General features: G+C 73.1%; 9 protein-coding genes. 5 read left to right on the forward strand and 4 right to left on the reverse strand.

Translation table 11 applies throughout. The features are described 5' to 3' along the window. Position 1 precedes the first annotated feature (1 nt). From LQ326_RS09380 to LQ326_RS09395, 4 genes are all read left to right on the forward strand, one after another. Positions 2–2476 carry a SpoIIE family protein phosphatase gene (locus tag LQ326_RS09380; protein WP_234534554.1) on the forward strand — a complete coding sequence of 825 codons (2475 nt, stop codon included), beginning with the start codon at positions 2–4 and terminating at the stop codon, positions 2474–2476. 211 nt (positions 2477–2687) lie between these two features. Then, entirely contained in the window at positions 2688–4232 is a 1545-nt protein-coding gene (locus LQ326_RS09385) for a hypothetical protein (RefSeq protein ID WP_234534873.1), read from the forward strand. A 42-nt stretch (positions 4233–4274) separates the two neighbouring features. Then, a complete protein-coding gene (locus LQ326_RS09390) occupies positions 4275–5933 on the forward strand; it encodes a serine/threonine-protein kinase (RefSeq protein ID WP_234534556.1) in 1659 nt (552 codons plus the stop codon). A 474-nt stretch (positions 5934–6407) separates the two neighbouring features. Continuing rightward, positions 6408–7649 carry a ThuA domain-containing protein gene (locus LQ326_RS09395; RefSeq protein WP_234534558.1) on the forward strand — a complete coding sequence of 414 codons (1242 nt, stop codon included), beginning with the start codon at positions 6408–6410 and terminating at the stop codon, positions 7647–7649. Between the two features lie 410 nt (positions 7650–8059). Here LQ326_RS09395 and gap read toward each other — a convergent pair whose 3' ends face one another. The 3 genes from gap to LQ326_RS09410 all read right to left on the reverse strand — a co-directional run bounded on the left by gap (position 8060) and on the right by LQ326_RS09410 (position 10551). Further along, the gene (gene gap, locus LQ326_RS09400; protein WP_234534560.1) at positions 8060–9055 is read right to left on the reverse strand and encodes a type I glyceraldehyde-3-phosphate dehydrogenase; all 996 of its coding nucleotides are present in this window, start codon (positions 9053–9055) and stop codon (positions 8060–8062) included. 106 nt (positions 9056–9161) lie between these two features. Next, the gene (locus tag LQ326_RS09405) at positions 9162–10118 is read right to left on the reverse strand and encodes a GlxA family transcriptional regulator (protein WP_234534562.1); all 957 of its coding nucleotides are present in this window, start codon (positions 10116–10118) and stop codon (positions 9162–9164) included. 61 nt (positions 10119–10179) lie between these two features. Then, entirely contained in the window at positions 10180–10551 is a 372-nt protein-coding gene (locus tag LQ326_RS09410) for a low affinity iron permease family protein (protein WP_234534564.1), read from the reverse strand. A 163-nt stretch (positions 10552–10714) separates the two neighbouring features. On the opposite strand from LQ326_RS09410, the gene LQ326_RS09415 reads away from it, so the two are divergent. Next, positions 10715–12283, forward strand: coding sequence for an FAD-dependent monooxygenase (locus tag LQ326_RS09415; protein ID WP_234534566.1), 1569 nt, complete (start codon positions 10715–10717; stop codon positions 12281–12283). Here LQ326_RS09415 and LQ326_RS09420 read toward each other — a convergent pair. After that, positions 12249–13343, reverse strand: coding sequence for a LacI family DNA-binding transcriptional regulator (locus LQ326_RS09420; RefSeq protein ID WP_372496789.1), 1095 nt, complete (start codon positions 13341–13343; stop codon positions 12249–12251). The genes LQ326_RS09415 and LQ326_RS09420 overlap by 35 nt on opposite strands. Between the last annotated feature and the right edge of the window lie 30 nt (positions 13344–13373).

Genomic DNA, 13373 nt, shown 5'->3' on the forward strand with positions numbered 1-13373 from the left:
AATGGATTCTCCGCGAGAAGACTTCGACGTGCCGACGACCGTGGGACCGCACGACCTCCTGGACGCCTCCAGCGACGCTGTGGCGGTGCTGTCGGCCAAGGGTGACGTGATCGGCTGGACCCGTGGCGCCCAGACCCTGCTCGGCCATCCGGCCGCCGCGGTGCTGGGCCGCCCCGCGGCGCGGCTGCTCGCCATGCGTCTCGACCCGGCCCGGGCCGCCGGAGTCGCCGAGCGCTGCCGGTCCGGCATGGGCTGGAGCGGCCTGGTCCCGGTACGGCACCAGGACGGCCGCAGTGTCGTCGTCGACCTGCGGGTCTCCGCCTCCTTCCGCATCGGCGGCGAGGAGTGCTTCCTGCTCTCGGCGCGGCAGCAGCGCCCGCAGTGGACGGTGGGCCAGTCCGTCCTCGACGGGTTCCTGACCCGGTCACCGATCGGCATGGCCGTGATGGACCCGGAACTGCGGTACGTCTGGATCAACGACACCCTGGAGCAGTTCGGCGGGGTGCCGCGCGAGCTGCGCCTGGGCCGCCGGCTGAGCGAACTGCTGCCCGGCCTGCAGGCGAACACCCTCGAGACCCTGATGCGCAAGGTGCTGGCGACCCGCGAGCCGGTCACCGACTACGAGTACCTCGGCTGGAGCTGGTCCGATCCGCACCGCCAGCGCGCCTACTCGACGTCGTTCTTCCCGCTCGTCGACGCCGACGACTCCGTGACCGGCGTCTGCTACATGGTCTCCGACGTCACCGAACGCTGGACCGCCCGGCAGCTGCTGTCGCTGGTCAACGAGGCCGGCACCCGCATCGGCACCACCCTCGACGTGCTGCGCACGGCCCAGGAACTCGCCGACTTCGCCGTCCCCCGGTTCGCCGACTTCGTCGTCGTCGACCTCCTGGAGCCCGTCCTCAGCACCGAGGGGCACGGCACCTGGCTGACCGACGCGGGCCCGGCGCCCGCCCGGCCGGTGATGCGGCGCGCCGCGCTGAAGACCGTCCGCGAAGGCGGCCCCGAGGCCGTGGCGAAGATCGGCGACCGGGTCGACTTCCTGCCCCCTCCGCACGGCGTCGACCTGCTCATCAGGGGAGAGCCGGTCCTCATCCCCGAACTCACCCCGGAGGACCACCTGTGGATCACCGCACAGCCCGCGCGGACCGCCCGCATCCGGGAGTTCGGGCTGCACACCCTGATCTCGGTCCCGATGCGGGCGCGCAACACAGTCCTGGGCCTGACCACGTTCGCCCGCTCCGCCAACCCGCTCTCCTTCGAGCCCGATGACGTCCTGCTCGCCCAGGAACTGGTCACCCGCGCCGCCGTCTGCGTCGACAACGCCCGCCGCTACACGAGGGAGCACACGGCGGCCGTCACCCTCCAGCGCAGCCTGCTGCCCCAGGTCCTGACCGGTGGCACGGCGCTGGACGTGGCCTCCTCCTACCTGCCGGCGGACGCGGCGGACGGCGTCGGCGGCGACTGGTTCGACGTGATCCCGCTGTCCGGCGCCCGGGTCGCTCTCGTCGTCGGCGACGTGGTCGGCCACGGCCTCGCCGCGGCGGCGAGCATGGGCCGGCTGCGCACCGCCGTGCAGACCCTCGCGGACATGGACATGCCCCCCGACGAACTCCTCGCCCACCTCGACGACCTCGTCCTGCGGCTGGCGGAGGAGGAGAACACCGGCGCGGTGGTGGAGGGCAGCACGGACACGTTCGTCGGGGCGACCTGCCTGTACGCCGTCTACGACCCGGTGACCCGGCGGTGCGCGATGGCCCGGGCCGGACACCCGCCTCCGGTCGTCGTGTCACCCGACGGGCACGTCCACTTCCCCGAGATCCCCGCCGGACCGCCACTCGGGCTCGGCGGCATGGCCTTCGAGGCCACCGAGATCGAACTCGCCGAGGGCAGCCTGTTCGGTCTCTACACGGACGGCCTCATCGAAGGCTGCGACCAGGACGTCGAGCTGGGTATGGCCCGCCTCCGCTCCGCCCTGACCGGCCCCGGCCTCGGCGCCGACCTCGACACGCTGTGCACGGCGGCCGTACAGCAACTGGTCGCCGTTCCCCAGCCCGACGACATCGCCCTGCTGCTGGCCCGCACCCACGCCCTGGGCGCCGGCCACGTCGTCTCCTGGGACGTGCCCGTCGCCCCGGCCGCCGTCGCCGAGGTCCGGGCCGACGCGGTCCGGCAGGTGGTGGCGTGGGGTTACGACGAGCTGGCGACCACCACCGAACTCATCGTCAGCGAACTGGTCACCAACGCCATCCGCTACGCCGAACCGCCCATCCGGCTGAGGCTGTTGCGCGACGCCCGGCTGACCTGCGAGGTCGCCGACGCCAGCAGCACCGCACCCCGGCTGCGGCACGCCCGCAGCACCGACGAGGGCGGCCGCGGCCTCTTCCTGGTGGCCCAGCTCGCCCACCGCTGGGGCGCCCGCTACACCGGAGACGGCAAGATCATCTGGGCTGAGCAGGAGATCCCCGGAGTGTGACCGGGGCCGCCCGGACGCCCGCGCGCCCTGTCGAACCCGCACATATGGCCGTACACTGTCAATTCATAGGGATTCGGCAGCAATGGGGGGAGCCGCCATGTCCGGGGACGCCTACGGTCCGCATCAGGAACTGCCGAACCAGGGACCGCAGAACCACGGCGTCCCGCACCAGCGCTTCCCGGCTCCCGGTTTCCCGGATCCGGGCCCCTTCATGAATCCGGGCCCCTACGTGCCGCCCATGCCGTCGAGTCCGCCGCCCGCCCCGCCGGACCCCCTGCGCGCCACCGCCGTCGCCCTGCTCAACCTGAGCGGCCTCGGCCTGGGCTACCTGCTCCTGCGAAGACGCGTCCCGGCGGCCGTGTGTCTGGCGGCCACCGTCGTCCTGCTGCTCGTGGCCCTGCCCGCGGCCGCCGACGGCGTCCCCGCGGCCGCGCTCGTGGCGTACGCCGTGCTCCTTCTGTCGGCCGCCGTCCACGGCTGGTTCGCCGGCCTGCGCACCCGCCTGGTGTGGCCGGGGCAGCGGCCCGTCGCGCTCGTGCTGGGCGTCGTCCTGCTCGCCGTCCCGGTGGGCGGCGCGCTCTGGTACGACAGCGCGCGAAAGGAGGCCGTCGAACGCGCCCTCCTCGGCCGTCTCGACCGCGCGGACCGACAGGTCGGCGCGGCCGGCCGGCAGGACTTCGCCACCGCCGAGTCCGGCTACCGGGACGCCCTGGCCGTCTACCGCGACCTCGCCGTCCACCACGCCGGCTCACGCGCCGCCGCCCAGGTTCCCGACCGCCTGAAGACCTACTACTCGACCGTCGCGGAGGCCTACAGCCACCGCGACTACTGCTCGGCCGTCGCACCGCTCGCATACCTGCGGACGGTGCCCGACTCCATGCCCAAGGACCAGCTCGGCACGCTCGCCCACTGGCCCGACGACCGGCTGGCCACTTCGCTGTACGAGTGCGGGGCGGACGGCCTCGCCACCGGCGACACCGGCTGGGTCACCCGGTTCGGCGACCTGCTGAGCACCTTCCCCGACTCCGGCCAGGCCGCCAAGGTGGTACCCGCCGTGGACGCGGCCGAGAAGAAGGCCGCGAAGGCCGTCTCCGGCAGCGACCCCTGCACCGCCGTCGAGCGGTTGCACACGCTGAACACCCAGATCACCCGGCTCTCGAACGGGACGGACGCCGCAGCCGACGGCCTGACCGCGGTCGCCGGCCGCGCAGGCCGCAGCGGTGACGCCGGGGAGTACGAGTGCGGCGTCAAGCAGTACCGGGACGGCGACTTCGAGCAGGCGCAGCAGACCATGCGGCAGTTCGTCACCGACAACCCGCACCACAGGAACGCCGGCCGGGCCCGGAAGATAGCCATCGGAGCCGAGGTCGCCCAGACCCTTCCGGCCGCCGGCAAGAAGCTGCCCACCACCGGCTCCGGCGGCGGCATCTCCGTGACCGTCAAGAACGACAGCCCCGACGACATCACCGTCCTGTACACGGGCCCGGTCACCGGCAGCTTCACTCTGAAAGCGTGCGGCAGTTGCAAGGCGTACTCGTTCGCCGACTCGCTCATCAGCGGCTGGGAGCCGTGCAGCGACAGCGGCAAGCACTACCCGCAGCGCACCATCAGCCTGCCGCCCGGCACCACGTACTTCGTGCACAAGCCGAAGCACGACAGCACCGCCACCCCGGGCTCCGACACGGCCGGACTGCGCTACGGCTACGTCTACACGGAGTGCGCCTACACGACGCGGACCCCGGGGTCCGCCTACTGAGCGGGCGTGAGCCTGTCGGCGGGGCCAACTAAGCTCCCGCGCATGAACGACGAGGGCAGAGACGACCCCGCCAGACGGGTGGTCGACGGGCGGTTCGAGCTGGTGGCACGGCTCGGTGGCGGCGGCATGGGCATGGTGTGGCGGGCCACCGACCTGGTGCTGCGGCGCAGCGTCGCCGTGAAGGAGGTACGGCCGGCCGATCCCGGGCTCGCCGAGTGGGACCCCGAGGCCGCGCGGCTGCTGCGGGAACGGGTGCTGCGGGAGGCCCGCGCCCTGGCCCGGGTCGATCACCCGAACGTGGTGACGATCCATCACATCGTCGACGGCGGCCCGGGGACCTACCCGTGGATCGTCATGGAGCTGGTGACCGGCGGCTCGCTCGCCGACCGCCTCGCCGTCGGCCCGATGAACCCGGTCGAGGCCGCGCGCATCGGCCGCGAGGTGCTGGCGGCGCTCCGTGCCGCCCACGAGGCGGGCATCGAACACCGCGACGTGAAACCGGCCAACGTCCTGCTGCGCCCCGACGGCCGCCCGGTGCTCACCGACTTCGGCATCGCCGCCGTCCATGAGGCCACCGCCCTCACCGCGACCGGTTCGGTCATCGGCACCCCCGACTTCATGGCGCCGGAACGGGTCTCCGGCAAGGACGGCGGGCCGGCCGCGGACCTGTGGTCGCTCGCGATGATGCTGTACGTCGCCGTCGAAGGCCGCCACCCGCTGCGCCGGGGCACGACGCTCGCCACGCTCGCCGCGGTCCTCGCCGAGGACGTGCCGCCACCGGTCCAGGCCGGGCCCCTGACGGACGTCCTCACCCGTGTCCTCGTCCGCGACCCGGCGGCCCGCCCGGACGCCGCCGCACTGGAAGGGATGCTGGCCCGGGCCGCCCGGCAGACCGGGTCCCCCACGTCTTTCCCGCTGCAACCCCCGTCCGCGCCACCGCAGGACACGTCACCGCACGGCACGTCACCGCAGGGCGCCTTGCCGTGGGACGCGCGGCCGCAGGGCGTCTCGCCGAAGGCCACGGCGCCCATGTCCGCCGGGCCCGCCCCGCGCCGCCGCCGGACGCTGCTCCTCCTGCCCACGGCCGCGGTGGCCGTCGCCGGCGTGCTCGCGTGGACGTTGCTGCCGCGCACGGGCGACCACGCCTCGGGGTCCACGGACTCCAACACCGCGCGCACCACGACATCGCCCTCGGCCGGGAGCGGGAGTACCGACTCACCCAAGGCCGCGCGGCAGGCCGCCACCACGGACCTGCTGACACCCGAGGGCATCCGCACCGCCGTCGCGGCCTTCGAGAAGCAGACCGGCCGGGACCGCTTCGGCAGGCTCACGGTGTACCCGCACTACGTCATCGCCTGGCTGATGGTGAAGGGCAGCGACACCGCCTACGACATGTACACCTACCGCGCCGGGCAGGGCGTGCAGAAGGACATCATCTCGGGCACCCTGCCCGGCGACGGGACGCCGATCCGCCTCGACGGGTTCGCGTGGGACAAGGTCCCCGCCCTGCTGGCCGAGGCCCGCAGACAGCTCAAGGTGCCCGACGCGGACACCCGCTATCTGGTCGTGGACCTGCCGGGCAACGCCTTCGGCGACCCCGCCGGGATGTCCGTCTACCTCGGCAACAAGTACAGCCAGAGCGGATATCTCCAGACGGACAGGACAGGCAAGGTTGTCAAGGTGATGCCGTACGACGGCTGAGCCCGCGCCGCCGCTCCCGCCCCGCCCCGGTCCCACCCGCGTACTCGTTCACCGGCCCCGGCCCCTCCAGCCGTTCCCTCCGGTGCCCGCGCCGGACACCGGTCTCCGGGGGAGACCTCCGTCGGCTGTGCGGCCCCCGGGGACACGGTGGAAGCAGCGGACGGGACCACCTCGTGGTCGGCGAGCACGGCCGCCACGTCACCCTCGGTGCCGAAGGCATCCGGTCCTGTCCCCGAACGACGTGTCAGCCGCCGTCCCGACGACTTCTCCGCCCGCCTCGACGTGCCCCGCTCGCTGCCGAGCGCCCCCTGGCCGTCCTGGCCGACGGCGGCCGGCTCGGACACCGGCCCGGCACACGGCGACCACTCGCCGCCCCGCACTTGGTCTGCACCATTGACATGTACGCGCGGCGGGGCCTTCAATGCGGCTCAACCGCATATGTATCCGACGGCCACGTATGAGGAAGGCACCCCCATGACCCCCCACCCGCACCTCTCCTGGCCCCGCACCCTGTTGAGACTCTTCGCCCTGGTGGCGATCGTGCTCGGCATCCAGGCCGGCCCCGCCCACGACGCCCGCGCCGCCACCTCCGTGAACGTGATCGCCTTCTACGACGGCACGTACGACGCGGCACACATCAGCTTCGACCACGAGGCCAACTCCTGGTTCCCGCAGGCCGGCGCGGCGAACGGGTTCACCTACACCGCGACCACGGACTGGAGCCGGCTCAACGCCTCGACCCTGGCCGGCTACCAGGTCGTCATGTTCCTCGACGACTACCCCCACACCGCCTCCCAGCAGGCCGCCTTCCAGACCTACATGGCGAACGGCGGCGGCTTCATCGGCTTCCACGTCTCGGCGTACAACGACGACACCAGCGACTGGCCCTGGTACCACAACACGTTCCTCGGGACCGGCACCTTCAAGAGCAACTCCTGGGGACCGACCGCGGAAACCCTGCAGATCGACGACCCGAGCCACCCGGCGACCGCGAACCTGCCGGCCACCATCACGTCCTCGGTGAGCGAGTGGTACAGCTGGCAGAACGACCTGCGGCAGAACCCGGCCATCGACATCCTCGCCTCGATGGCCCCGTCCACCTTCCCGGTCGGCACCGACCCCAACCAGACCTGGTACAGCGGCTACTACCCGATCGTCTGGTCCAACCGCAACTACAAGATGGTCTACAACAACTTCGGCCACAACGCGATGGACTACTCGACCGACACCACCCTCTCCTCCACGTTCGCGAGCGCCCAGCAGAACCAGCTCCTGCTCCAGGAGATCAAGTGGGCGGCCGGGCAGTCCGGTCCGGTGACCCCGCCGACGAGCGCCACCGGCCCGATCCACGGGTACGGCGGCAAGTGCGTGGACGTCGCGGGCGCCACCGCCGACAACGGCACCGCCGTACAGCTCTACGACTGCAACGGCACCGGCGCCCAGAACTGGACGGTCGGCGGTTCCGGAACCCTCAGCGCCCTCGGCAAGTGCATGGACGTGACCGGGGCCGGCACCACCGACGGCACCAAGGTGCAGCTGTACGACTGCAACGGCACCGGTTCACAGGTCTGGCAGGCGGGCTCGAACGGCTCCCTGGTCAATCCGCAGTCGGGCAAGTGCCTCGACGCCACCGGCCCCAGCTGGGCCAACGGCACCCGGCTGCAGATCTGGTCCTGCACGGGAGCCGCCAACCAGAACTGGACCCTCCCCTCCTGACGACCGCGGGCATGCCGGCCCGCACCACCCGGCATGCCCGCACCTCCCGCCGGACGGGCTCACGGCTCGCGCCCTCCGCCGCCTTCTCCTCGGCGGCGGCACCGGCGGCGGGGGTGACCGGCCGGTCAGGCGCCGGAGCCGACCCCGGCGAGCACCGGGCAGTCCCAGGCCGCCTACGGCGCGAGCTTCACCGACGCCCTGCACACCTGTGCCCTCGTCGGCGGTGTCGGGACGCTGGTGGCCGCGGCGATCGCGGTGGTGCTCATCGGAATCCGCCCGGCGCGTGCCCCGCGGACGGCACCGGAGGCGGCGGCGCATCCCGCCGGAGCCACCGGCTGAGCCACGGCGCGAAGCGGTCGGCCACCGTACGGCGGCCGACCGCTCGGTCCGTCAGTCCGCGGCGACGCCCGTCAGCGCGCCAGCAGTTCGAGGGTGTCGATCACCCGGTTCGAGAAGCCCCACTCGTTGTCGTACCAGGCGACCACCTTGATGTGGCGGCCGTCGACGCGGGTGAGGGCCGAGTCGAAGATGGACGAGGCCGGGTTGCCGGTGATGTCCGACGACACCAGCGGGTCGTCCGAGTATTCCAGGACACCCGCGAGCGGCCCCTCGGCCGCCGCGCGGTACGCGGCCAGCACCTCGTCGCGCGTCACGTCCCGCGACACGGTCGTGTTGAGCTCGACGATCGAGCCCACCGGCACCGGTACCCGGATCGAGTCGCCCGACAGCTTGCCCTCGAGGTTCGGCAGCACCAGGCCGATCGCCTTGGCGGCGCCGGTCGTGGTCGGCACGATGTTGACACCGGCTGCACGGGCGCGCCGGGGGTCGCGGTGCGGGCCGTCCTGGAGGTTCTGCTCCTGCGTGTACGCGTGCACGGTCGTCATGAAGCCGTGCTCGATCCCGGCGAGGTCGTCCAGCACCGCGGCCAGCGGGGCGAGCGCGTTGGTCGTGCACGAGGCGTTGGAGACGATCGTGTGCAGCTCCGCGTCGTACGCGTCGGTGTTCACCCCGTACGCCAGCGTCACGTCGGCCCCGTCCGACGGCGCGCTGACCAGCACCTTCCGCGCGCCCGCGTCGAGGTGGGCGCGGGCGGCCTTCGCCGAGGTGAAGCGGCCGGTCGACTCCAGCACGATGTCCACGCCGAGGTCGGCCCACGGCAGCTGCGCCGGCTCGCGCTCCGCGAGGACCTTGATACGGCGGCCGTCGACGACGAGGACGTCCCCGTCGACGCTCACCGGGCGCCCGAGACGGCCGGCCGTCGAGTCGAAGGCGAGCAGCCGCGCAAGGGCGGCCGGCTCCGTGAGGTCGTTGACGGCCACGATCTCCAGGCTGCTGTCCCGCTCCAGCAGGGCCCGCAGCACATTGCGTCCGATGCGGCCGAATCCGTTGACGGCGATACGAGTCATAAGTGGTGTCCCTTCGCTACGCCACCACCTTCGCGCCCCGCGCCCAGCCGGGACAGAGGCGAGATCGCCATGGTTCAAAAGGATCCCGCCATGCGGCCGTGCAGTCCTACTCGCCCTTGGTGAAGGTGCGCCGGTAGTCGCTCGGCGTCGTGCCGAGAATCCGCTGGAAGTGCAGCCGCAGGTTGGCCCCGGTGCCGAGACCGACGTCGTCGGCGATCTGCTCGACGCTCCGCTCCGACCGTTCGAGGAGCTCCCGGGCCAGGTCGACGCGGGCCCGCATCACCCACTGCATCGGCGTGTACCCGGTGTCCTCCGCGAACCGCCGCGAGAACGTACGCGCCGACACCCCCGCGTGCCGGGCGAGCGTGTCGAGGGTGAGCGGCTCGCCGAGCCGGTGCAGCGCCCACTCCCGGGTCGCGGCGAACCGCTCACCCAGCGGCTCGGGCACGCTGCGCGGCACGTACTGTGCCTGGCCGCCGCTGCGGTAGGGGGCCGCCACCAGCCGCCGGGCCGCGTGGTTGGAGGCGGCCACGCCGAGGTCGCCGCGCAGGATGTGCAGGCACAGGTCGATCCCCGAGGCCGCGCCGGCCGACGTCAGCACGCTGCCCTCGTCGACGAACAGCACGTTCTCGTCGACCTTGACCAGCGGATGCTTCTCGGCGAGGGCCCGCGTGTAGTGCCAGTGCGTGGTGGCCCGCCGGCCGTCGAGCAGGCCCGTCGCGGCGAGCGCGAAGGCCCCCGTCGAGATGGCGGCCAGCCGCGCGCCGCGCCGGTGCGCGCCGAGCAGCGCGTCGACGACCGCCTGCGGCGGGTCGTCCCGGTCCGGGAACCGGTAGCCGGGCACGAACACGATCTCCGCCCACTCCAGCGCGTCCAGGCCGTCGGCCACGTGGTACGACAGCCCGTCCCCGCCGGTGACCAGACCGGGCGCCGCGCCGCACACCCGTACCTCGTACGGCATGCTCGCCCGGGTCGTGAACACCTGCGCCGGGATACCGACGTCGAGGGGCTTGGCTCCCTCCAGCACGAGGACGGCGACACGATGCAGGTGGACGGCAGGCACATCGACCAGGGTACGAGGACCCGAGCCGGGCACGGCGGCCCGCCCGCCGGCCTCGCCGGGATCAGAGCTCCTCCTCCATCCGGATCGCCTTGCGCAGTTCCTCGGCCGCCTCCTCCGAGTGCCTGCCGTCGTGCTGGTCGAGCAGCGCCGCGGCGATGCTGTCGAGCTTGCGGTGGACGGCGTGCTCCGCCCGGCGCTCCGAGTTCTTCAGCAGGGCGAGCAGCAGCAGGTTCACGGAGGTCATGAGGTCGCCGACGAGCAGCTGCCAGGTCAGTCCGAGGCCCACGAGGTGCACGGCGACGAAGGCGGCGACCAGGGTCACGCAGAAGCACATGAACGCAATCGAACTGGTCACGTTCGAGGCCGCCTCGGCCAGCCGCTCGAACCAGCCGCGCCCGTCACGGGAGCGCTCGGCAGGATGCGTCAGGGACACGGGTGAACTCCCACGCGCGCGCGGTGCCCTTCACCACGATCCCGGCCCGGGTACCCCGTACCGTCCCCGTCATCCGCGGCCCCGCCGCCGAGGGCGGGACCCGTTCGGGTGGACGCCCGCGGGCCGGGACGCCGGCCGGACGCCCGGGCACGATCATGGAGCCATGTCTGGAGCGGATGCCGAGGTGCCGGTGCTGATCGTCGGCGGCGGGCCGGTCGGACTCACCGCGCGGGCGCTGCTGGGCCGCTGGGGGGTGCCGGCCCTGCTGGTCGACAAGCGCCGGGAGCTCTCCCCGTTTCCCCGCTCCCGCCTGGTCAACGTGCGGTCCATGGAGATCTTCCGGCAGCTCGGGATCGCCGAGAAGATCACGGCGGACGCCTTCGCACCCGAGTACGGCCGGGTGCGCTTCCGTGACACGCTGTACGACCCCGACTTCGCCGGCGCCGTCATGGTCGGGGTGCGTGCCCCGGTCCCCGAGAGCCCGGTCGTCGGCGTGGTCACCTCGCAGGACCGGCTGGAGCCCACCCTGCTCGCCGCCCCCGGGGGAGAGGTGCGGTTCGGGACCGGACTCGTCGCCCTGGAAGCGGACGCGGACGGTGTCCTCGCCGTACTCGTCGACGCCGGGCGCGGCGCGGAGACCCGGGTCAGGGCCCGGTACGTGATCGCCGCCGACGGCGCGAACTCCACGGTCCGGAAGCTGCTGGGCATCGGCACCGCCGGCCCGGGAACGCTCGGCGACTACACCACCGTCGTCTTCGACGCCGACCTGGCCCGCTGGTGCGCGCACCAGCCCGCCGGGGTCTACTTCACGGCCTTCGGCACTTTCGCGCCGCTCTATCCGGAGGGCGGCTGGGCCTGGTTCGGCCCCAGACCCGAGGGCACCGGGCGGGCCGGCTGGCCCGGCCACGTCGCGCACGCGCTCGGCTCCGCGGCCGGGGTCCGGGCCGACGTGGTGCGGGTCCAGCACTGGTCGATGACCGCGTACGTCGCCGAGAGCTTCCGGCGGGGCCGGATCCTGCTGGCCGGGGACGCCGCGCACGCGGTCCCGCCGATCGGCGGCCTGGGCATGAACGCCGGCGTCGCGGACGCGCACAACCTGTCCTGGAAACTGGCCGGCGTGCTCCAAGGCTGGGCCGGGACTGACCTGTTGGAGACGTACGGGACCGAGCGGCAGCCGGTCGCCCGCGAGACCCTCCGCCAGGCGGTCGCCAACACCCGGCTCCTGCTCCAGGCGCAGAACCTGCGCCGGGAACAACTCCGCGGCGGCGCTGCGGCACCGGTCGAACCGCCCTGGTCGCAACGGTACTTCGCACAGCTCGGCCTGGTGCTCGGCACGGCCTACGACTCCGCCGCCGTCCTCCGCGACGACGACCGGCCCGAGGCCTTCGGCACCGAGTACGTGCCCACCGCGCGGCCGGGTCACCGCATGCCCCATCACTGGCTCAGCCCCGGCCGCTCCACACTCGACACGCTCGGCGAGTGGTTCACCGTGCTCACCCCGGACCCGGGCCGCTGGCCGCGCCGCGCCGCCGGGCCCTGGCCGCTGCGCGTCGAACCGCTGCCCGGCGAACACGCCGGCCGGTACGGCCTGAGCCCGCACGGCGGCGCCCTTCTCGTCCGCCCCGACGGCCACATCGCCGCCCGCTGGGACGACCCTCCGCCGTCCGGCTCGGCCCTGCGCGACGCCCTGACCGCCGTCACGTCGTGCGCGGCGGGGCGGTGCTCTCCCTGATCACCAGGCGGGCCGGGACGAGGTCGGTGCCGGGGCGGGAGTCGTCGCCGGTGCGGAGCTGGTGCAGGACGCCCTCCACACAGCGGCGGCCGACCTCGGCGAAGTCCTGGTGGACGGTGGTCAGGGGCGGGATGAAGAAGGCGGCGTCGGGCGTGTCGTCGAAGCCGACCACGCTGACGTCGGCCGGGACGGACCGACCCCGCTCGTGGAGGGCGCGCAGCAGCCCCAGGGCCATCTGGTCGTTGGACGCGAACACGGCCGTACAGTCCGGCTCTTCGGCGAGCGCGAGACCGGCCGCGTAACCGGACTCGGCCGACCAGTCGCCGCGGAAGGGGGCGGGAGCCGGACATCCCGCCTCCTCCAGCACCGCCCGCCAGGCCTGGGCGCGGCGCTGGGCCGCGTACGAGGACTCCGGACCCGCCACATGCCACACCGTCCGATGGCCCAGCTCCAGCAGATGCCGTACAGCCCTGCGCGTGCCGTCGGCCTGGTCGGTGTCGACCACGCCGTAGCGGTCCCCGGCGTCCGAGTCCACGACCACCACGTGGGCACCGGGGGGCAGTTGCACGGTGGCGGTGTCGAGCAGATGGATCTCCATGATGACGATGACGGCGTCCACCGCCAGTTCGCCCATCCGCGTGAAGGCGCCCAGCACGTTGTCCTGCGTGGCCACGTCGATGGGGATGAGGGTGATCGCGTAACCCTCGGCGGCGGCATGCGTGGCGATCGCCTCCACGGTGCGGCTGCTGCCCGTGGACGACAGGCTGAACAGGATCACCCCGATGGTGTTGAACCGGCCGTAACGCAGTGCGCGGGCCGCGCTGTTGGGCCGGTAGCCGAGCTCGCGCATCGCGGCCAGCACCTGTTCCCGGGTGGAAGCGACCACCCCGGCATGCCCGTTGGAGACCCGCGAGACCGTCTGCGAGGAGACACCGGCGAGTTCGGCGACGTCCGCCATGGAGACCCGCTGCTTGCGGCGCCCGCCCGGCACCCCCAAACCGCCCCGCCCCGCACCGCCCGCGGCCGGTGCGGCCGGCTGCTCCGGCTCGTTCAGGACCATCGCCCCACCCCTCAAGTCTCCTTCATGCAC

Origin of the sequence: Streptomyces shenzhenensis (genome assembly GCF_021462265.1) — a bacterium.
Lineage (GTDB): Bacteria > Actinomycetota > Actinomycetes > Streptomycetales > Streptomycetaceae > Streptomyces > Streptomyces shenzhenensis.